This is a genomic window from Streptomyces sp. NPDC028289 (genome assembly GCF_055565975.1).
The window spans coordinates 801676-822392 of sequence record NZ_JBVHTI010000005.1; the positions used below are offsets into that span (position 1 = coordinate 801676).

Sequence of the window (20717 nt, forward strand, 5' to 3'; positions counted from 1 at the left end):
CCCGCTCTACAGTGACGAACTCCTCGCCGGCGGCGGCCCGCCCTGACCGTCGACCCCGCTTTCGAGCCCGGGCTCGGCGGGGCGAGGGGAACCTCGGAAGACCTGGCTGGTGTGCCAGGAACGGTAGCTCTCCGCGACGGGCCGGATCCCGGGTTGCGGGCCGATGAGCGGGCGGCCGGCTAGGGCGATGACGTGGTCGCGGGCGGCGGGGCTGCGGCCGACGAAGCGCTGCGAGACCAGGATGCGGTGGCCGTCGCCTATGCCGAGGACGCCCTTGTCGAAGAGCTTGTGGTGCAGCGAGCACAGGCACAGCCCGTTGTCGATGTCGTCCGGGCCGTCCAACGCCCACCAACGGACATGCGCGGCCTCCAGCCCGACGGGTACCGCGCCGATCATGCCGTCGTATCCGCAGAAGGCGCACCGGTATTCGTAGGCGGTCAGCACCATGTCCCGCATCCGCCGGTCCCGCTGCCGCCTCTCGGGCACCGCCAGAGCGTCGGTCTCCGCCAGCTCCAGTTCCAGGCCCACGGCGTCGCACAGGTCCTGGTGCAGCGACGGTGGAAAGTGCAGATCCAGCAGGACCCTCGCCATGCGGCCCAGCAGCGACGGCTCCCGCCGGAGGGCCCACCGCAGGTCCGGGGCCAGCTGCCCGGTGGCCCGGCTGGTGCGCAGGTTCCGCACGCCGGGGCCGGGACTGCCTTCACCTCGGTCGGTCCGTACCTCCCATACTCCGTCGCTGACCAGATGGTGAAAGGGGTACGCGGGTGTCGTCTCACGTGCCGGGCCGTACTCGGCCAGCAGCTGCTTCAGATCCGCTTCCACCGCGCTGTACAGCAACTGGTCTTCGGCGTCTGCCTGAAAGCGGCCCAGGGCATACAGCAGCAGCAACGGTTTGTGCGGCGCTCGCACGCCGTCCCGACTCCACTGCCTCAGCCTTGCGGCGCGCTCCAGCCAGTCCATGCCGCTGATCGTAGTGACGCCTCGCCGTCCATCAGGGTGTCTGGGGCGGAGCGCCTCCTGTGCTCGCCGCGAGCGCACCGGCATCTCCCCTGCGTCGGCAGGACCGCCACTCCAACGCCAGCGGTTCCTCGACGAATTCGATCAGATGCCAGCCGGCGAAACACTGCAGTGCGTCCTGTACCTCCGTAGCGGTGGCATGGAAGAACTCCTTCAGGCTGTTCACCTGGTTCACTCTCCGTGAAGCGAACTGCCGGTGGGGTTTCGTCTCCAGACAGGGCGCGAGGAGGAGATGTTCAGGCCGGCCTGTGAGCCGTACTGAAGTGATTGCGGCGTGTCTCGACCAAGTGGCGCCATCGTTCGCGAGTCTGTCGCTCTCCGTCGATCCACCGTGCTCGCGCGGCCTGTTCGGGAAGCGGAAGTCCGCCCATGAAGTGCGCGATCTCGACGTAGTAGGCGTAGTCGCCGCCCAACGTGAGTTCGCGCAGGTGGGTGATCGCGGTGGCGAGGTCGTCCTGCGCGTCGAGGACGGCGTGATGGAAGCACAGGACCAACTGCAGTTTGGCTGCGGCATAGGAAATGCCGGAAACGTCGATCTCGGCGCGCAGTACGGCTGCTCGGTCGGGCACGTCTGCGGTGAACCCGGCGTCGCGGACGAGCGCGGCGATGCGAACGGTCATCTCGCTGGAGCGCAGGCTGAGCTGGGACAGCAGCCGGTTCGCCAGGTCGAGTTCGTCGTCGGCGCGGAGTGGGTCGGCGATGGAGAGGGCGAAGACGAGATGCGCCTGCGCCATGGCGGTCTCGCCGACCGCACCGTGTTCTTCGGCTTCGGTCCTGGCTGCCAGGTAGGCGGCGTTCGCCCGCTCCATGTCCGCCTGCACCCACCACACGTCTCCCAGGACCCGGTGGTGCCGCCCTTCCCAGCCCAGCCTCCCGGCGGCCTCCACTGCCGCAGGGAAGTCTCCGGACAGTCGGCTCAGGTGGGCCAGGCCCCGTCGAGCGGCGGAAGCGAGCCGCCCGTCGGCGGACGCGACACGCTGCATGCCCCGGCGTGAATCGTCGGTCAGGCCGAGGTCCCGCTGGGCCTTCGCCAGGTAGTACGTGGCCAGTTCGACGAGGTCATCGGGGAGCAGCCCCGACGCCAGGACGGCCGAGAGCCGACTGACCGTACGCTCGCGGTGCTCGTGCTGGCGCCGAGCGATGGCGCTGAGCGTTTCCACCAGGGCATCGGCGGCGGTCTGCAGGCCGCCGCCCGATGAGGGGCCACCCGCAACGGGGAGCGCGAGCGGTTCCCAGACGGAATCTCCCACGTACTGGAACGCGGCATCGGAGAGCCAGCCGAGACCGAGACGAAAGTCCCGGGCAAGGAGGAGACCTTGCTGAAGGCAACGGACCAGTACATCGCGGTCGCGACGAGGGTCCTGGCGCCACTGTGACTCCAGGGCGTCGAAGGCACGCTGGGCCGCGCGTTGCCAGTCCTGGTCCGACCAGCGGTCGTCACTGCCGTCGTCCGCGTTGCGAATGGCGGCGCGGATCAGGTCGTGGACGTGGAAGGGCCACAGGCGGGAGGGGGACTCCCGGATGAAGGGGCGTTCGATCAGCCGTAGGGCGGGGGCGTCGTGGTCCATGCCGGCGACCTGGGTGGCCAGGGGCACGGAGAATGCGCTGAGCAGGCTGACCGAGCGCAGTACGTGGCGTTCCTCTACGGTCAGGTCGCGGAGGGTACGGGCGATCAGGGCCGGGAAATCGTGGTCGAAGTCGGTGACCTGCGGGCGCCTGCCGCCGCGCCGGAGTTCCAGGAAGCGCATGACCGAGAGGTCCAGGTGCAGAGGTAGCCCGTGGGAGCGTTCGGTGATGATCCGGCGGACCGGTTCGTCGATGAGTGGCTGTCCGTCGCGGCTCAGCCTGCGGGCCAGGTAGTCCTCGCAGTCATCGGGGGAGAAGTCGCCGATCAGGATCTGGTGGCCGGATGCACCTGCACCGGCAGGTGACGTCTCGGAGTCGAGGCCGGGCCAGGCATCCGGCCCGGACCAGTCGAGTTGCCCTTCGAGGCTCGTCTTCGCCCACTGAAGGCGGTTGCGTCCGGTGACGACGAAGAACGCGTTGGGCATCAGCCACACGAGGCGCTGGAGCAGGCGCTCGACGTCACGGTGGGTGCGGTCGCCGGTGTCCTCGAAGGTGTCCAGCAGGATCACAGGTAGTGCGCGCTTGTCGGCCGGGAGTTGGGCCAGGTCCCAGGCGAGGAGGTGCGGGTAGAAGCTCAGGGCTTCCAGGTCGGGCTCGGCCTCCAGGAGATCGGCCAGGCGAGAGCAGCCTGCGAGAGCGCGGACCGCCTGGCGCCGCTCTCGGAGTGCCTTGATGAGCGCTCCGGCCCCGTGCCCGAGCACGCTCCCGACGGTGCCGGGCAGGAGCAGGGCCTGGGCGACGTCGCCCAGGGCCGACTGCATCTGCTCCGGTAGAGCGGCAGCGGCGCTGAAGCGGCTCAGCAGCCCGCCCCGGCGCAGGTAGTCCTCGATCGGTTCGCCCGGGTGGCTGTGCTCCCAGTAACGGCGAAGAGCGAGGTCGAAGGCGGGCATCGGCCGGCCGAGTGAGGCGATGGCAAGGCGGATGGTCAGGATGACGCGTTCGAAGTCCATGCCCGCGGCGCGCGCCAGGTCGATGCGGACCGGCAGCGTCCGCTCCTCGGGGTGGGACGGCGATTCCCACTGCGTGGGACGGTGCTCGCTGCTGGAGAGCGATGCCTCGATCTTGCGGGAGAGCGTCGACTTGCCGATCCCGCCCACGCCGTGGAACACGAGGATGTTGCGGCGGGGAGCCTCCAGATCCTCCACGTCGAAGTCCGCGCGGCTCACGTGCCGTACATGCTCGGCGAGGCCGGCCGTCACCGCTTGCCACTGACCCTGCCGGTTCGTGAACGCCTCGCTGGCGGCGATGCTGCGGTCGTTCGAGCTGAACAGAGTCCGAAGGTCCTGCCCTGCCACCGTTCCCCCTGACGGTCAACTGGACTCAATCTATGCTGCCTTGAAGACGGTCTGGCAAGTCCGCATCCGGGCAGGCGGACACCGGTTTTCGGTTGCGTCCAGGGAAGTGGCGTACTGGTTCGACCTGATCCGGGGGTTTTGTTCCGGCATCGGGATGAGGTCCGGACAGACGAACGGACACCGGCTGAAAACGCCGTCGACGGCGAGCTTGGGCGGCTCGCCTCCCCATGTGTTGCTGCCACGCTCACTCCTTCGGAAGCGGTGGACAACGGCGGCTCCGTTCGCCACCGCTCCTCGAAGGAGTCGGTGCAGCCGACGGCCCCCGCTACGCCGTCACGAGTTTCGGCGTTTGTGCGGTCAGGCATCCGGTGCGGGCCAGAGCGGCGACCGCGGCCGCGCACCCCAGCCCGGTCGCGGTGAGGGCCGTCCAGGGCAGCCAGAGCGCGTCGTGCTGTCGGGCGAAGTCCCAGAGGGCGCCGGTGGCGAGGTTGCCCAGGGTGATGCCGAGGCCCGAGACGGTGTGGTAGAGGCCGTAGTGGGTGGCGACGAGGCGGTCACCGGACAGGGCGACGACCGTGTCCATTTCGAAGGGGTAGACCACCGCGGATCCGGCCGCCAGCAGGACCACGGCCACGATCAGCGAGGTGAGTACGGCTGTGGCGGAGCCGCGCGGGCTGAGGGCGAGTGGGACGAACGCGAGCCCCATCGCCGCCAACCCGCGTACCAGAGCCTCGCTCGGCTGCCAGCGTTGCCTGGCCCAGCCGGTGAGCCGTAGTTGGCCGGCGACGGCGATGGCAGCGGAGACGACGAACAGGCCGCTGGTGACCGTCGTGCCGTTCGCCCCGAGGGCGTCCGTCGCCGCGAGCGGCAGGGCGAGGTAGACCTGGAAGGTCAGGACGTACGAGCCGATCATCGCGGCGGAGAAAAGGAGGAAGGGACGGTTGGCGGTGACCGTTCGCCACTGGGTGAGGACGTTTTCCCGGTTGGTGGTGGTCGTGCGGCTCTGATGGCCGGGAAGCGCGCGCCGTTGCAGGAGCGTGAGTGCGGCGAAGATGGCCGCGGCGACCGTGCAGACGAGGCGGAAGTCGGCGGCCAGGAGGGCGAGTCCGACCAGGGGGCCGAGGAGCATGCCGGCCTGGTAGTAGACGTTGAAGGTGGCGAAGGCGTCCACGCGCCGCTCGCCCGCCTCCGCGGCGAGGTAGGCGCGCACGGCCGGGTTGAAGAGGGCGCCGGCGAAGCCGGTGGCGGCGGACGCGGCGATGAGGGCGGGGAGGTTGTCGACCCAGCCGAGGAGGCCGAAGCCGACGGTGCGCAGCAGGCAGCCGATCATGATCGGTGTCTTGTAGCCGAAGCGGTCGGCGATGGTTCCGCCGATGAGGAACATGCCCTGCTGGGAGAAGTTGCGTACGCCCAGGACGAGGCCGACCGCCCAGGCGGCCAGGCCGAGGCCGCCGGACAGGTGGGCGGCCAGGTAGGGCATGAGCATGTAGAAACCGAGGTTGATGGCGAACTGGTTGGCCATCAGCAGGCGTGCGGCGGGTGGGAAGGAGTGCGTCTGGTGCCAGAGGGTCTTCATCGGGCGGCTCCGGCGAGGGCGCGCCGCCCGGCGGTGGAGAGCGGGCTGGTGATCTGGGTGCAGCGGGTCCAGCGGGTGACGACCCGGTCGTCGGGGTGGGCGATCTCGTCGGGGTCGTCGGTGGGCGGATGGCCGAGCAACTGGTGCTCTCGGCAGTAGGCGTCGTCGAAGACGGTGCCGACGTAGCGCTGGGGGCCGTCGGGGAAGACGGCGACGATCCGGTCTTCGGCGGGCAGTGTGCGGGCCAGCCAGCGGGCGACGACCGCGACCGCGCCGACGCTCCAGCCGCCGGTGGCGTAGTGGTCGCGGGCCAGGCGGCGGGCGGCCCACACCGCCTCCGGCGCGGCGATCCAGTGGACCTCGTCGAAGAGGTCGTAGGCGACGTTGCCGGGGTAGATGCTGCTGCCCAGGCCGCGCATCAGGCGGGGTGCGGCGGGCTGGCCGAAGATGGTCGAACCGGTGGTGTCCACGCCGACGACGCGCAGGCGGGGGAAGTAGCCGCGCAGCACGGAGGCGGTGCCGGCGGAGTGGCCGCCGGTGCCGACGGAGACGACGAGGGTGTCGATGCGGCCGAGCTGGGCGACGAGTTCGTGGGCGAGCGGGGCGTAGGCGGCGATGTTGTCGGGGTTGTTGTACTGGTCGGGGCACCAGGCGTCCGGTTGTGCGGCGAGGAGTTCCGCGACGCGCCTGCGGCGTGCTTCCTGCCAGCCCCCGGTGGGGTGCGGGGTGCCGACGAGGTCGACCTCGGCGCCGTACGCGGTGAGCAGCCCGGTCATCAGGGGTTCCATGCCGGGGTCGGTGACCACGGTGACGGGGTGTCCGTGGATGGCGGCGGCGAGGGCCAGTCCGAGGCCGAGGGTGCCGGAGGTGGACTCGACGATGCGGGCGCCCGGGGTGAGCTGTCCGCGTTCGCGGGCGGCGCGGACCATGTGCAGGGCGGTGCGGTCCTTGATGCCACCGGGGTTGTGGCCTTCGAGCTTGGCCCAGAAGCCGCGGCCCGCAGCGGTGAAGGGGGCGCCGATCCACAGGACGGGGGTGTCGCCGACCAGGCCGGCGGGGGTGTGCATCGGGCGTTTGGCGTGGGCCAGTAGCTGGGCTGGGGACGTGGGCACGGTGATGCGGGTGGTGTGGTTCATGGCGTGCTTCTCCTGCGGCCGGCGCAGAGAATGCGGGCCGGCCGTGTGTCGGGGGAAGAGGCGGAGGTGCTCGGCTGCACGCCGCGGTCGTGAGTCGGAGCGCGGCGGCGGGGCCGGTCAGGTCCGCCACACGCCGAGACGGGCCCGCGTCTCTCCCGGGGAGGCCGCGTCGGGGGCAGGGCGCGCATGCCGAGGGGCCGGGCGTGCGAGCGGCAGCGGCGCGCCGTGATGCTGGGCGGGCGGGTCGCCGTGGACCGTGTCAGGGAGGGCCAGGGCCACGTCGCGCGGCGGCTGAAGCGTCGGCTCGTCCGAGCCGCAGCAGTGCGCCGTCCCCTCCTGCCCGGGAGCTGTCTGCCGAGCGGTCGTCCGATGCGCCTGCCCGGGCGCCGGTGTGCAGCTCGCCGACGAGGTCAGCAGCAGGGTGTCGGCTCGCCCCGACGGGTCGCCGTTCGGTCCGTGCGCGCAGTCCAGGACGTGCAGGAGCGCGGCCAGCAACAGCAGGAGCACCGCTCCGGTCCGTGCCACGGAGCGGCTGCCGCCAAAGACCGAGCCAGCCCTCATGAACACAAAGAGTAATCAATTGGGTGCATAAGGTTCTTGTCAAACCTCGGGGTCGCCACCCGGCGTCCAGCAGCGCACAGAGGCCGATATCCCGCCGCGGCCGGTGTCCGTACGCGCCTCTGGCAGACACCCGTGCGGGCAAATCCCGTTGCCGTCGATCACTGCATCGGATGAAGCCGGACTCCAATCGGCCGCAGCCGGACCCGCCGGCCGGCGTCCAGGGGTTCCCCGCCGGGAGGACACCAGGAGGTCCCGATGCGGCGCACCCCTCGCACGGCCAGCCCCGCGGCAGCCCGCAGCCCGCAACCTGGGTGCCGTTGCGCTTCTGGCCCTTCTGGCTCTCCTGCACGCGTCGTTCAGCCCTGGCTCGTCGCACCTGCCCGCAATCGACCTGGACAGCTGCCGGACGCATCTGGTCTGCGAGGAGATGACGGACTTCGACGGCTACTACGCCGAGATGTCGGTCGACGACCACCTGGTGTCGATGGCCCGGTCCATGAAGACGGCCTACGAGGTGTTCATGGGGCGGTCATGGGGCCTGCGCCGATTCCCCGCGTGTACGCTCCCGATCCCGGATCACCCGGTGACCCTGATATCCGCCCCGGGGGCGCCGAGCCGGCGCGGCGTCGGCATCGGCAACGCAGGCGCGATCCTCGTGCCGATCGGCCGACGGGCCGCCATCATCATGGCGTCGCCCGGACCGGCTTCGTACTTCCGCCGAGCACAAAGGCGGCCAGGGAGCCGAAACCACCGCCTCGCGTGGAATGCGCGCACGGAGTGGTTCCACCACGCCGATGACAACCCCCTGGGAATGGCGGCTGGGCCTTCATGTCCCTGCGGGGGACAGCGCTGCTCGGCCTCCCCACCCGCCTTTCGCGGTCGTTCACGGGGCGAGGGAGAAGTAGTTCTCCTCCTCCTGGGTGAAGTGCAGGCGCAGGACGGTGTTGAGGCCGTAGAGGCAGGAGCGGAGGTCGTCGAGTTGCTCGGCGGAGAGGCCCCCGTCCGCGTGGGCCAGTTGCAGGTGGGTGGCGATGCGGCGGGAGAGGCGTTCGATCTCGGTGTGGGCGCGGCTCATGGTGGCGGTGGCCTCGGGGCCGCCGAGGGTGGGGGCGAGGGCGGGGTAGAGCTCGTGCTCCTCCGCGTACTCGTGCGGCAGCAGCCGTTCGGTGAGCAGACGGTGGGTCTCCTCCACCGCGGCCAGGGCCGTTGGGCCGGAGCTGTCGGACAGGCGGTCGGCTGCGTCGCGCACCGATTCCAGGACGTCCTGGAGGTCGTCGTGTTCGGCGGCGAAGCGGTGGATGAGGGCTTCGGCAGCGGGGGTGAGGGCCGGGTGCGCGGCTCGGCCGACGCGCAGTGCGCGCAGGGCGTTGAGGATGACAGCGGCGTCGATGCCCTCTTGGAGCAGGGCGCCGGCGGCGGGCGGAAGGAGTCCGGCCGCGGCTGCGGCCATGGCGGCCAGGGACATCAGCATGCCGCCGAGGGCGCTCTGTACGGCGATGTGGCGGGCCCGTTGGGCGATGGTGACGGCGTCGGCGAGGCGGTCGACGCGGTCGGTGGTCAGGACGATGTCGGCCGCTTCGGAGGAGGCGGTGGACCCGCGTGCGCCCATGGCGACGCCTATGTCGGCGGCGGCGAGGGCGGGGGCGTCGTTGACGCCGTCGCCGACCATGACGGTGACCGCACGTTCGCGTTCGGCGCGTACGGCGGCGACCTTGTCGGCCGGGCCGAGTTCGGCGCGCACGTCGTCCAGGCCGAGGACGGCGGCGACCTCATGGGCGGGTGCGGCGCGGTCGCCGGTGAGCATCAGCAGCCGTTCGATGCCCGCCGCTCGCAGGTGGCGCAGGGTGCGGGGCGCGTCGTGGCGGAGAGGGTCGCGCAGCAGGACTGCGCCGGCCGGCTGTCCGTCGACGGTGAGCCAGGCGACAGCCGCACCGTCGAGGAGCGCGCGGTTGTCGACCGCATTCGCCCAGCCCGGCCGGGCGGTCGCCGCGCCCATACGGCCTACGGAGACCTGGTGCCCCTCCACGCTTCCGGTGGCGCCCCGGCCGGGTTCCTCGGTGACGTCCGTCGGGACCGAGAGCGCCAGTCCGCGTTCGCGGGCTGTGTCGACGATGGCATGGGCGAGGACGTGCGGCGAGTACTGGTCGAGGGAGGCAGCGAGGCGCAGCACTTCTGCGGCTTTGACGTCGGGCGCGGCGATCACGTCGAGGACGCGGGGGCGGCCGCGGGTGAGGGTGCCGGTCTTGTCCAGCAGGAGGGTGCGGGCTCGGCCGAGGTTCTCCAGTGCGCCGCCGTCCCGGATGACGACGCCGAGACGGGAGGCGCGCGAGAGGCCCGAAACGATCGCGACCGGGGCGGCCAGCAGCAAAGGGCAGGGGGTGGCGACCACTAGAACGGCGACAGCCCGTACCGCGGAGCCGCTGATCAGCCAGGCCAGGCCCGCCACCGCCAGGGACAGCGGCAGGAACCAGGCCGCGTACCGGTCGGCCAGCCGTACGACGGGCGCGGACTCGGCGCCCGCCTGCCGGGCCAGTCGTACGATCCCGGCATAGGTGCTGTCCTGCTCGGTGGCCGTGGCGCGCAGTTCGAAAGCGCCACCGGCGTTGACGACGCCGCTGCGCACCGTCTCGTCGCGGGCCCGCTCGACCTGGAGGGCCTCACCGGTGAGAACCGACTCGTCGAGGACGGCGGCGTCGCTCTCCAGCCGGCCGTCGACGGGAACGACCTCGCCGGGGCCGACGATGAGCAGGTCACCGACGGCGACCTCGGCCAGCGGCACCGAGGCCACACCGGCGTCGGTGCGGCGGCGCGCGGAGCGCGGTGCGTGCTCCAGCAGGGCCCGCAGGTCGTGGGAGGCGCGCCGCTGGGCGGCGGCTTCCAGGGTGCGGCCGGTGGCCAGCATCAGCGCGATCAGTGCACCGGCGAGGTATTCGTGGACGGCCAGGGTGCCGCCGAGCGCGAGCACGGCGATGAGGTCCACGCCCGCGTGCCCGTGCCGCAGGGCGACGAGCACCCATGCCACGGCGGGGACGACGGCGGAGAGGGTGCCCAGCCCCCAGAAGAGGTCGGCGAGGTCGCCTGCTCCCGTGAGCCAGGCGATGCCGCCGGCTGTCAGCGCCGCCGCGGTGACGGCCAGGAGGACGGGTTCGAGCCGTGGCGACCCGATTGCCGAGGTCAAGCGGCGCAGCTGCGCTGTGAACGTGCGGTGGGTCATGGCGTACCTCGGTCCGTCCGGCGCGGCGATCCTGAAACCGGTTCCTCTCCATCACAATGCGCCGCTGGGTGTCCACGGCAGGGGTCGTCCGGCCCTGATTCAGGGCCATGCGGACGGTGCCTGGTGCGTTCCCGGATCCGCCCGGCTCTGATCGAGGCGAGTCATGACGCGCAGCTGGTCGTGGCCGGTGCCCGTGGCCGCAGTGGCTTCACCGGCCTGCTGCTCGGCTCGGTCAGCCAGGCCCTGCTGCATCACGCGCAGTGCTCCGTGGCGGTGGTCCGCGGCAAGGAGTGAGCACCGCCACGCGTTCCTCGCGTATGCGGCGGTCGTGCCGGTCATGAGAGTCGGCCGTCGGCGACGGTGGTTGCGGAGTGGGTGAAGGCGACGGTCAAATCCAGGGTGGTGAACGGCCTGGGCGGAACGTCGTGCTCTGCGAAGGTCTTCCGCACAGCCATGGACGGCGGAGGCGGGTGGGGCGTTGGGTCCTCCGGCCCTACTTCTGGGAACTGTGGCCCAGATCGACTGAGGTCTCACTGATCCATCCTGGTGGCACTGGAGCAATCAGCCGAGGGAAGTGATCGGCATGATGTGGTACGGCGACGGATGGGGCTGGAGCGGCTGGATCGTCATGGCGGTGTTCATGGTGCTTTTCTGGGCCGTCCTGATCGTCGGGTTCGTCGCACTTGTGCGCTACCTCACCGGTGCGCGGCAGCAGCAACTGGGCTCTCCTCCACCGTCCGGTGACGGCGGGTGGCAGGACCGACGGGCCGAGAACCTGCTCGCCGAGCGGTTCGCGCGCGGGGAGATCGACGAGGACGAGTACAAACGTCGGCATGCGCTGCTTCGGGAGCACCGATGAACGCGCGCCGCCGCCGAGGAGTGTGGTCGGTGATCGCCATTGCCGCCGCGGCCTTGGTGCTGGGTGTCGCCACGACCGGTCTGATGGCCACGTCCGGCTCCTTCCACAGGACGGGACCGGCCTCCTGGCGGGCGCAGAGCGCCCGATGCAGCGCACCGGCCGCGAAAGGTAGTGCCGTCGACGTGACCGTGTGGGACATGGGGCGCATGATGGGGGGTCCGAACGGGCCCGCCCCGAACAACAGCCGTCCTGGTTGGCACGGCATGGGCATGATGCGCCTGACGGCCCACCCCGTGGCGATCCCGGAGGGCACAGTGACCGTGCGGGTGGTCAATGCGGGAACCCTCACGCACGAGGTGGTCGTGTTGCCGCTGCCGACCGGCCGGGCCGCAGGAGAACGTGCCATCGGCTCCGACGGCCGGGTATCGGAGACAGGCAGCCTCGGCGAGGCGTCGCGCACGTGCGGCAGCGGTGCCGGAGACGGCATCGCCCCCGGCGCGGCAGCCTGGACCACGGTGACGCTGCGGCCGGGCCGCTATGAGTTGCTGTGCAATGTCCGGGGCCACTACGCGGCCGGGATGTACACGGAGCTGGACGTCACTCGGTGAGTGAGGGAATCGGCGGCTGCCAGAGCCGGGGGTCCGGGAGCGTTCCCGGGTGACGCTCCGGCCTGCGCGCAAGTGTCCGGTCAGCCGCTGGTGAAGAAGGCCAGGCTGCCCGGCCCGGCCAGGTTGCGGTAGACGACGACGGGGATGAGGGTCCGGTTCTCGAAGTAGCGGACCAGGTAGCGGGTGGCGGGGTAGGCCTCGATGAAGGCGGCCACGGTACCCGCCAATCGTAGGCACAAAGTGATCTCGTGAGTCGGCATGGAACGCACGTGGTCCGGTAGGGGCGTGGATCGGAGCGTCGCCCAAGTGATCTCAGCATTGCCCAGCAGCGCCCTTGCGCTCATCGGCGTCCTGCTCGGCGCCGGGCTCGTCGCTCGAACCGGAGATCGTCAGTGGACGCGCCAAACTCAGTCGGCTGCCTGCCGCCGCCTGACGTCTTGATGAGACGCTATGGCGCGTCGGCTGGGCGATACGCGGTGGTCGGAGCGGACGGGAAGCGTGAGCTGGAACTGCGCCGGCCAGTGGACGAGGACCCCTGTGGGCGAACCCGCCGTCCTGACGTCCGAGACTCTGATCAACTCTGTTTGGCCCCCCGAGCATGGCCCACGACCTCTTCGTCCCGAATGAGGTCCGGTCAAGATCGTCACCGCCGAGATTGATGTTTATGCAGGTCAGGATGTTGGTCTCGGTCGGTGTGGCGAGGTGTCACGAGGGCTTTGGGAGAAGATCTCCTCCCAGATTTCTCCCAAGGGTGGTCACTCGCGGCGCCTGTCGGTTTCTTCGGGCTCCGTTGCTTTGGCAGGTTTGCGCGCGGTTGCAGTGACGAGCTGCCGGGCTGACGCTCGGCTCAGCGACCGGCCAGGCAGCCGGAAAGCGGCGCAGGTCTGTGGGGAAGATGAGAATTTGAGTGATTCCGCAGGCCCTGGGCAGGCGCAACCGTCATGAGCACCCTCTATCGGAGCACGGCGGACGAGGCCGCGGAGCAGGGCCTGGATGTGCGGGCGACTCCACGTCCCGTCCCTTCGTCGGCGGAACGCGGTAGACGCGGCGGGCGGGGCTTTTCGTCGGCGCTGCGTGGTGGTGGGCGGGTGTCAGGGCTGGACGGATTGCGCACGGTTGCGGTGGCCGTGGTGATTGTCTACCACGTGGAGCCGGACCTGTTGCCCGGCGGCTCGGTGGGCGTGGATGTGTTCTTCACGATCAGCGGTTTCGTCATCACCCGGCTGCTGGTCGCCGAGCACTCCCGTACCGGTCGGATCGGGCTGTGGTCGTTCTACCGGCGGCGGTGGCTGCGGCTGATGCCGGCCTTGCTGGTGATGTGCGCGGTCACCGCCCTGCTGGCCGTGGCGTTTACGCTGCCGTTGTTCCGCGGGGTGTGGCTGGCGGTGGCGCTGGCCGTGGGTTCGGCGGTCAATGTCGTACGGGCCGGGGAGCCCGGGGCGTACTCGGGTGTCACCGCGCCGTTCGGCCACACCTGGTCCCTGGGTGTGGAGGAGCAGTTCTATCTGGCCTGGCCGCTTCTGTTGCTGGTGCTGCTGCGGCACGCGAGGGCACGGATGGTGCTGGGCTGGGTGGCGGTGCTGTGCGTCCTGCCGGTGCTCTGGCGGACGGTGCTCTGGGATCCCGCGGCGGCACATCGCATCTACAACGGGCCCGACACCCGCGCCGACCAGCTCCTCGTCGGTGCTCTGCTGGCCCTCGTCCTGGCCCGGCTGCGTGCCGAAGACCCCCGGCTGGCGCTGCTCCGCCGCTGGGCGGGACGACTGTGCTGGCCCGCGCTCGCGCTGTTGGGACTGATCGTCTGGCAGATCCCGATCACCGGGTCAAGCGGGTGGAATCCAGTCTGGTACACGGTGGGATTCCTGGCCGCCGCCGTTCTGTCGGCATGTGTGGTGGCCGCACTGGAGCTGTGCCCGCGTTCATGGCCCTCCCGTCTGCTGTCGCTGGCCGTGCCGGTGTGGGTCGGGCGCAACCTCAGCTACGGGATGTACCTGTGGCACTACCCCCTCATCCGGCTGCTCGCCGGCCTCGGTGTGCACGACGGCTGGCTGCTCCCGGCCGGCCTTGCGGTGACACTCTGCGCGGCTCTCGCCTCGTACGCCCTCATCGAACGGCCCCTGCTGCGACGCACCCGGCTCCGCGGACGCCGACTGGAACCGGCCGTCGCCGCGGCACGTACGCCAGCCCTTTGACCAGCGCGGCTTGAAGATGCGATTGAGGTCGGACAGGTTGTGGCCGGTGGCCGCGAGAGGCAGCGCGAGCAGGGCTACAGCGGCCATCACCACCGTTGCCTGGACTCGGAATTGGCGCCAGGTCAGCCGGCTCGTCGCAGAGCCTCCCGCGCGTCGGCGACGGGGCTTGTGGTCTCATGGAGCGTCGCAACTGGCTCGAACGGTTCGCCGCGTGCACCGGCTGGGTGTGGCTGACCGGCGGACTGGCCGCAACGGCGGCCCTGTTCGCCGTCGGTGCCGACGCACCCTGTTTCGGCCCCGGCGGGCTCAACGAGGGCGAGGCCGGGCCCGTGCTGTGCGGCTGGTCCGCCGGTGGTGTGTCGGCCGAGCTGTGGTCGGGGGAGAACCACGCGATGCCGAGCAGCAGGGCCCCGAGGAAGATCACCACTGCGGCGAGGGCGCTCACCGTCCTCGACCGGCTTGCGGAGAGTGTGCGGCCTCCCGCACGCTGACTGCGCCGGGCCCGGTGGGCCGGAGCGGTGCCGGTGGCGGACGGGAAGGCATAGGTGGTGACGGAGCCGGGGGGCACGTTCGTTCCGGACCGGGGCCCCGGGAGCGACCCCAGGGTGCTCGGATGCGGCTCCGGCTCGGGGGGCGGTGCGACGGCCGGGAGGGGCTCGGGACGCCCTCTCCAGGAGCCCGCGGCGAACCACTCGGCCGTCTGGCGTGCCGTGGGGCGGTCCTCGGGCCGCTTGGCAAGGAGACCGAGCAGGTAGTTCTCGAAGGCGGGCGGCAGTCCGATGCCCAGCTCCCGCGGCGGTACGGGGGGCGTGTCGAGGTGGTGGTGGAGGACGGCGATGGCGCTGTCGGCGTTGAACGGCACCCGTCCGGCGAGGAGTTGGTAGAGCACGCAGCCGAGCGAGTAGACGTCGGAGGGCGGTCCGGCGGGTTGACCCAGGGCGCGCTCGGGGGCGATGTACAGGCTGGTCCCGACGATCTGGCCGGTCGCGGTGAGTCCGCCGCCCGGGTCGTCCATGAAGCGGGCGATGCCGAAGTCGCCGATTTTTACGGATCCGACGGCGTCGAGCAGAAGGTTGCCGGGCTTGATGTCCCGGTGCACGACACCCTGTTCGTGCGCGACGGCGAGCCCGGCGGCCGCCTGGGCGGCGATGCGGGCGACCTCCTCGGCCGGCAGGGATCCCGCCTGGGCGAGCACGCGGTGCAGACTGTGGCCCTGGACCAGCTCCATCACCAGGAACAGACGGCCCTCCTGCTCGCCGAAGTCGACGACGCCGACCACGTGCGGGTGCCGGAGCCGGCCCGCGGTCTGGGCCTCCAGACGGAAGCGGGCGGCGGCGGTGGGATCGGTGTTCTGGGCGAGCAGCAGCTTGACCGCCACCGGACTCCCGAGCATCTCGTCGTACGCCTGCCAGACCTCTCCCATCGCGCCTCGCCCGATGACGGTCTCCAGCCGGTACCGGCCCGCAATCAGCACCTGTTCCTTCATCCTCACACAGTGAGACGACATGACCGCTGTCGGCCATGTCCCTCTGGCAGAGCGGGTGTTGTGGGGATGCCGCAGCTTCCACACTCTACTGGCGGGCCGACGGCGGTCAGCCGCGACCAGGACTCCGCAGCCTGGCCGACCGGAGTAATGGGGCCTGCCGCATAATCCTCGCGTGTCCGAGACCCCTGTCCCGATACCTTCGGGATCCGTGCCCGCAGGTGTGCCTGCCTGGCTGTCCGCCGACGCCGAGCCGTGGGCGAGGCTCCGGCCCGGGTCCTGGGCGCGTCCGACGTGGTCTGTCCTGGCCCTGATCGTGACCGTGGCCTGGGCGATCGCGGTGGAGCCGGAGCCGCCGTGCAGTGCGGTGGCCCCGTGCGGCCCGGACTGGGCGGGCATGATCCAGATGGGCCTCGCCCTCGGCCTGCTGTTCTGGCCGGCCAAACTGCCGGAACTGGTCCTGATCACCGCGCCCGTCCTGGCGGTCGTCGTGGCGTGGGTGGAGCTGCCGGGCGCCGACTGGGTTTCCCGGGTTGCGAATCTCGCCGTGATCGCGGCCCTGACCTTCGGCTGGGCCGCCGCCTGGGCACGGCTGGCCGTGCGGCGCGAGCAGCGGCGACTCGTCGAGCGGAGCTCGGGCAGGCCGCACCGGCTGCCGGAACCCGTCGGCCCGCTGGTACGAGGGACGGTCCCCCTCGTTGCTGCGCTGATCCTGGGCGCCGCAGCCGCAGGGTTCACAGCCCTGGGGCTCAGCGGCATCCACGAGGACGAAGACCACGCAGCCCGCGCCGTACGTGTCACCGGCCGAGTGATCGGCCACGGAGACGAATCCCTACGTCTCCGCACGGCCGACGCCCGCCGCATCACCATCAGCTCGGTCTACCCGGAGGATTACGGCACGGGCAGCACGGTGACCGTCCTGGAGGACGGAACGTGGCGACGGCTCGCCGCCGAGCCGTACGACGCCTTCGGCTGGCAGGTGCTGACCCTGGCCGCCGCGCTGCCGGGCCTTTCGCTGCTCACCGCAGGTGCTCTGGCCCGTCGACGTGCCGGGGCGCTGCGTCGCTCACCGGTGCCGGTCCTGCGCGTCCTGGAGCGCTCGGTCCGTGATGTCGGTACCTGGGTCTATGCGGCCGACGACACGTCGGGCCGTACCCCACTGCTGGAGTGCTACTGCGTGCCGGTGCTTGCGGGCTCGGCACCGCCCGACGGAGTGGACGGCGGGGTGGTCGAAGACGAGGAGTTCCTCGTCGAGGACGAGCGATTGCGGGAAGCGGTGATGTTCGGCGCCCCGTACGAAGGGGGCGAGCTGGTCCTCGTCACGACGGACGAGGACGCGAATCCGCTGGTGATACGAACGGTCGCGCCGGTCCGTCTGCCACAGCCGGACGAGGACCCGGTACCGAAGGCCGCTGCGATCAGGAGTGCATCATCCGACCGGGCGGAGTCTCGGCTCCACGACCGCATCGACCGTGCGGACAGGGTTGCCAAGACCCTCGATCCCACCGGGCTGCCGATGCGCTGGGGACCGAGTGCGGCGGCCCGGGTCCTCGGCCTGGTGTTCACGGCGGGCGCCGCGGTCGGCGTCTGGTTCCTCGTCAGGTTGCTGCTGACGGAGGGGTTCAGCTGGTCCCTCGTCCCTCTGCTCGGACTGCTGTCGCTGACCGGTCCGGCAGCCACGTTGCTCAACTGGAGGGTCACCGCCGACAGCACAGGTCTGTGGCTGGCCAGGGCCTGGAGAGTGCGGCACGTGTCGTGGGAGCGGCTGCGATCAGTCGAGTACACGGATGAAGGGAACGTCGAGATCCGGCTGTCGGACGGGACCATCCGGCAGTTGACCGTGCTCGGCTGGCCGGCCGGAGAGCGGCGGCTGCGTATACGGCCGTCGTACCTCCGCATGGCCGAGGAGGTCGCTGCCCTGCGCAGCCATCCGGAGCTGCGGCCCGTCGAACCCAGCCGACCGGACGACCACGGTCGGCCGCTGGCTCCCTTCCTGTTCCTGCTGCTCGGCCTCACCGCACTCGTGGCGATGCGGGTGTGACTGAGGGGAGATCCGCCAGGACGGCGAGAGCGCGGAGCTTCCCTCTACTGGACTGATCGCGGGTGCCCAGGACGGGGAGACGAGCGGGCGGCTGGGCCGTCGGCCTTCCCTCTGTTCCCTTCTGACCGGTGTCGAGGCGTCTCATGGACCCGTCACGTGGAACCACCAAGGTGCCGGGCACACTTTGCGTGTTGAAGTCCCTTTGACGCAAGGAATGAGCCACACGTGATCACGCTCACCAAGGAAGACGGCCCGGCGGACCTGGACGGGGTGACGCACCTGTCCATCGGGGTCTCGTGGGATCCCACCGCCGGCAGCAGTGGCGGGGTGCTGGGCAGGCTGCGCCGCCGGAGCGGCACCGACCTCGATCTGATCGCCATCGCCATGCAGGGCGGTGACCCGGTGCGCCTGGCGGGTCTCGACTCACTCGACCCCATGGGCAACGGCTCGTTGGTCCACAGCGGCGACAACCAGACCGGGCGCGGGGACGGCGACGACGAGACGGTGACCGTCGAGTTCGCCCGGATCCCGCCCAACATCACGTCGATAGTGTTCGTGGCCGCCGCGTACAAGAAGGGCAGTTCCTTCCAGAAGGCGCGCAACATCAGCTTCAAGGTCTACGACGCGACGGGGGGCAGTTCCCAGCAGGTCGCCGACATCTGGCCGAGCCTGCTCACCCAGGACAACGGATGCGCCGTGGCCAAGGCACAGCGGGTCGGCGCCAGTTGGAAACTCGAGGTGATCAACGTGACGGGAAAGATCAAGCAGGGGGACGAACACGCTCTGATGCGTTTCGCCGTCAGCAAGTAGGCACGTCTCCGAGGCCCGGTACCCGAGTTGTGTCACGGCGGAGTCGACGAGGGACGGTTGGGCAGGGCTCGTGGACGGCGGGGTGGTCTGCCCCCCGGCCGGCCACCGGAGTAGCGCAGTTCATGCGCGGAGGGTTGGGGGGACATCGGTTCCGGCTGCAAACCGGTCGCCGGCGTGCACCGGGCGGAGGACCGCCTGCCGCCTCGCTGCGGCTCTCTCGGCACTTCGCCGACGAGCCCCGCCATCGCCCCGACCAACTGCACAGTCAAGGACGCGGTGAAGGACTGGCTTGCCTACGGCCTGGCCGGCCTCGACCCCAGCACCGTCGAGACCACGACCCTTCTGAGTGAGAAGCACGTCATCCCGTCACTCGGCGCTCGCAAGCTCCGCGACCTCAGCGCGGAGGACGTAGACCGCTGGATGGCCATCAAGGCGAAGGCGCTCAGCACCCGCACCCTCCAGTCCTGCCTGAACCGCGCGGTCAAGCGGGCCATGGCGCGGGACAAGGTGAAGCGCAACGTCGTCGAGCTGTGCTCTGTGCCCCAGGGGCAGGCAGGACGGCCGTCCAAGGCGCTCACGTTCGCCCAGGCCGAAGCCGTGCTCAAGGGGGCCGAAGGAACCTCGATGTACGCCTACATCGTTTTCGCGCTCCTGACCGGGGCCCGCACCGAGGAACTGCGGGCCCTCACCTGGGACCACGTCTTCCTGAAGGGGCGTCCCGAAATGGATCGCCGCAGCCTCCGCACATCGCCGTGTGGCGCTCCGTTCGGCGGAGCGGAGACACCAGGACCTGGAAGTCCCGGCGCGCCCTTGCCCTGCCGGCGCGCTGCGTCGAGGCTCTCTGGCAGCAGTTCGAAGATCAGGGCTGGGACCGGCTCGCCGCCGACGACACCTGGGAGGAACACGGGCTCGTCTTCTCCTCGGCCGTCGGCAAGCCGCTCGACGCTGCGAACGTCCGCCGCGCCTTCCGCCAGGCACTCAAGGACGTCGACGGGATCAGCGCCGACGAGTGGACGACGCCCCGGGAGCTCCGGCACAGCTTCGTGTCGCTGCTCTCCGACCGGGGCGTCCCGCTGGAGGAGATCTCCCGGCTTGTCGGCCATTCGGGTACGGCCGTGACCGAGGAGGTCTGTCGGAAGCAGATCCGGCCCGTGATCCAGACTGGCGCGGTGGTCATGGACGGGATCTTCGGCGCTGATCCGCAGCGGTCGTAGACACTCGGGAATCGATAGTCACGCAGATAGACACGCAACCCCAAACAGATCAGCCACCTACTCACGTGAGTAGGTGGCTGATCTGCTGTTTCGGCTGTCGGGGTGGCGGGATTTGAACCCACGACCTCTTCGTCCCGAACGAAGCGCGCTGCCAAGCTGCGCTACACCCCGATGTCGCTGCTGTGCTGCTTGTCGCGGCGACGTCGTTTACTTTAGCCCACTGGTGGCTGGAGACGAAATCCGGTTTAGGGGCGTCGTCCGACGGGGTTCGGGCGGGTGTGGTCCAGGGCTACCAGGAGGACTGCCAGGGCGTAGCAGGCGAGGCCCAGGAGGAGGGCGTTGGCGAGGGTGGCGCGGTAGCTGTGCTGCTCGGCGTCCAGGAAAGGATAGAGGTAGCGGCCCGGCGTGCCGGGGAGGACCAGCTCCGCCCGGACGAGGGTGAAGGTCAGGTAGGCCAGCGGGTACAGCATCCACGCCGGCGTATGGCGGAGGCGGAGGCGGGCCGGGGGTGTGAGGACGAGCCAGTCCACGAGTGCTGCCGCGGGGGCCGCCGTGTAGAGGAGCTGCAGGGCCAGCCACTGGCCGTGCCAGGCCACCGGAAGGTGCGTCGAGCCCGTCATCGAGAACGGGGGAGTCGTGTGGCCCAGGAGCAGGTGGTAGACCAGGGACGAGATCACGGCGTAGAGGAGTGCCGCGCCGGTGAGGAACGAGGGCAGGGGGCGGGCCGCCTGCCAGGCCCGGCGGGCCGAGGCGAGGCTCACCAGGGTCAGGAGTACCGCCGCCTGGACTCCGAAGTAGCTCAGGATCCGGTCCGGGCTGCCCAGCAGCAGCTCCAGCGCCACGCCCGCCGACGCCAGCACGGCAGTCAGGAGCCGGAACACCGCGGTCACGGGGCGGGGGACGGGGGCGACCACCGCCGTCGCCGGAACGTACCCGGGCATGAGTACGGGCGTGCCCGGGACCGCGGGAAGGTCGGGGATGTCCCTGGGTATCGGAGGAGTCGTCATGCCCTCAAATTAGGGAGAAAGGGGCATGTCCGGCATGTCGGTCTAGGCCGGGTGGGTTATTCCGGCCATCGGGTCCCG

General features: G+C 70.6%; 15 protein-coding genes, 1 tRNA gene and 3 pseudogenes. 8 read left to right on the top strand and 11 right to left on the bottom strand.

Annotated elements, in window-relative coordinates; all coding sequences use genetic code 11:
• Positions 1-6: 6 nt before the first annotated feature.
• The 6 genes from ACZ4UV_RS28450 to ACZ4UV_RS28475 form a co-directional block, all read right to left on the bottom strand.
• Positions 7-960, bottom strand: coding sequence for a phosphorothioated DNA-binding restriction endonuclease (locus tag ACZ4UV_RS28450; RefSeq protein WP_467841641.1), 954 nt, complete (start codon positions 958-960; stop codon positions 7-9).
• A gap of 31 nt (positions 961-991) precedes the next feature.
• Complete coding sequence (locus ACZ4UV_RS28455; RefSeq protein ID WP_467841644.1) at positions 992-1183, bottom strand: hypothetical protein; 192 nt, start codon at positions 1181-1183, stop codon at positions 992-994.
• A 70-nt stretch (positions 1184-1253) separates the two neighbouring features.
• The gene (locus ACZ4UV_RS28460; protein WP_467841646.1) at positions 1254-3938 is read right to left on the bottom strand and encodes an ATP/GTP-binding protein; all 2685 of its coding nucleotides are present in this window, start codon (positions 3936-3938) and stop codon (positions 1254-1256) included.
• A gap of 325 nt (positions 3939-4263) precedes the next feature.
• Positions 4264-5514 carry an MDR family MFS transporter gene (locus ACZ4UV_RS28465; protein ID WP_451019712.1) on the bottom strand — a complete coding sequence of 417 codons (1251 nt, stop codon included), beginning with the start codon at positions 5512-5514 and terminating at the stop codon, positions 4264-4266.
• Positions 5511-6650, bottom strand: a complete 1140-nt coding sequence (locus ACZ4UV_RS28470; protein ID WP_451019711.1) for a PLP-dependent cysteine synthase family protein — start codon at positions 6648-6650, stop codon at positions 5511-5513. The genes ACZ4UV_RS28465 and ACZ4UV_RS28470 overlap by 4 nt, the downstream gene beginning before the upstream one ends.
• 117 nt (positions 6651-6767) lie before the next feature.
• On the bottom strand, positions 6768-7211 hold the full coding sequence (locus tag ACZ4UV_RS28475) for a hypothetical protein (RefSeq protein ID WP_451019710.1): 444 nt from the start codon (positions 7209-7211) through the stop codon (positions 6768-6770).
• Between the two features lie 103 nt (positions 7212-7314).
• On the opposite strand from ACZ4UV_RS28475, the pseudogene ACZ4UV_RS28480 reads away from it, so the two are divergent.
• Positions 7315-7977, top strand: a pseudogene (locus tag ACZ4UV_RS28480) (DUF4238 domain-containing protein); the annotation flags it as partial.
• Between the two features lie 117 nt (positions 7978-8094).
• Here the strand turns inward: ACZ4UV_RS28480 and ACZ4UV_RS28485 are convergent.
• A complete protein-coding gene (locus tag ACZ4UV_RS28485) occupies positions 8095-10425 on the bottom strand; it encodes a heavy metal translocating P-type ATPase (RefSeq protein ID WP_451019709.1) in 2331 nt (776 codons plus the stop codon).
• Between the two features lie 114 nt (positions 10426-10539).
• Here ACZ4UV_RS28485 and ACZ4UV_RS28490 point away from each other — a divergent pair.
• The 3 genes and pseudogenes from ACZ4UV_RS28490 to ACZ4UV_RS28500 form a co-directional block, all read left to right on the top strand.
• A pseudogene (locus ACZ4UV_RS28490) lies at positions 10540-10719 on the top strand (universal stress protein); the annotation flags it as partial.
• A gap of 289 nt (positions 10720-11008) precedes the next feature.
• Entirely contained in the window at positions 11009-11284 is a 276-nt protein-coding gene (locus tag ACZ4UV_RS28495) for an SHOCT domain-containing protein (RefSeq protein ID WP_451019708.1), read from the top strand.
• Positions 11281-11892 carry a sulfocyanin-like copper-binding protein gene (locus tag ACZ4UV_RS28500; RefSeq protein WP_467841650.1) on the top strand — a complete coding sequence of 204 codons (612 nt, stop codon included), beginning with the start codon at positions 11281-11283 and terminating at the stop codon, positions 11890-11892. Before ACZ4UV_RS28495 ends, ACZ4UV_RS28500 begins: the two co-directional genes overlap by 4 nt.
• Before the next feature lie 80 nt (positions 11893-11972).
• Here the strand turns inward: ACZ4UV_RS28500 and ACZ4UV_RS28505 are convergent, their stop codons facing one another.
• A complete protein-coding gene (locus ACZ4UV_RS28505) occupies positions 11973-12107 on the bottom strand; it encodes a hypothetical protein (protein ID WP_451019706.1) in 135 nt (44 codons plus the stop codon).
• Positions 12108-12833: 726 nt separating this feature from the next.
• On the opposite strand from ACZ4UV_RS28505, the gene ACZ4UV_RS28510 reads away from it, so the two are divergent.
• Positions 12834-14084 (top strand): acyltransferase family protein, encoded by a 1251-nt coding sequence (locus tag ACZ4UV_RS28510; RefSeq protein ID WP_467841653.1) that lies wholly within the window; start codon positions 12834-12836, stop codon positions 14082-14084.
• Here the strand turns inward: ACZ4UV_RS28510 and ACZ4UV_RS28515 are convergent.
• Complete coding sequence (locus tag ACZ4UV_RS28515) at positions 13996-15570, bottom strand: protein kinase domain-containing protein (RefSeq protein ID WP_467841656.1); 1575 nt, start codon at positions 15568-15570, stop codon at positions 13996-13998. The genes ACZ4UV_RS28510 and ACZ4UV_RS28515 overlap by 89 nt on opposite strands.
• A gap of 208 nt (positions 15571-15778) precedes the next feature.
• Between ACZ4UV_RS28515 and ACZ4UV_RS28520 the strand changes: the two genes are divergently transcribed.
• From ACZ4UV_RS28520 to ACZ4UV_RS28530, 3 genes and pseudogenes are all read left to right on the top strand, one after another.
• On the top strand, positions 15779-17608 hold the full coding sequence (locus ACZ4UV_RS28520; RefSeq protein WP_467841658.1) for a hypothetical protein: 1830 nt from the start codon (positions 15779-15781) through the stop codon (positions 17606-17608).
• 225 nt (positions 17609-17833) lie between these two features.
• Positions 17834-18418 carry a TerD family protein gene (locus ACZ4UV_RS28525; RefSeq protein WP_451017539.1) on the top strand — a complete coding sequence of 195 codons (585 nt, stop codon included), beginning with the start codon at positions 17834-17836 and terminating at the stop codon, positions 18416-18418.
• A gap of 195 nt (positions 18419-18613) precedes the next feature.
• Positions 18614-19632 (top strand): annotated as a pseudogene (locus tag ACZ4UV_RS28530) (site-specific integrase).
• A 97-nt stretch (positions 19633-19729) separates the two neighbouring features.
• Here the strand turns inward: ACZ4UV_RS28530 and ACZ4UV_RS28535 are convergent.
• Together ACZ4UV_RS28535 and ACZ4UV_RS28540 are read right to left on the bottom strand one after the other, a co-directional pair.
• Positions 19730-19803, bottom strand: a tRNA-Pro gene (locus tag ACZ4UV_RS28535).
• A 74-nt stretch (positions 19804-19877) separates the two neighbouring features.
• On the bottom strand, positions 19878-20639 hold the full coding sequence (locus ACZ4UV_RS28540) for a Pr6Pr family membrane protein (protein WP_451021632.1): 762 nt from the start codon (positions 20637-20639) through the stop codon (positions 19878-19880).
• Positions 20640-20717 lie beyond the last annotated feature (78 nt).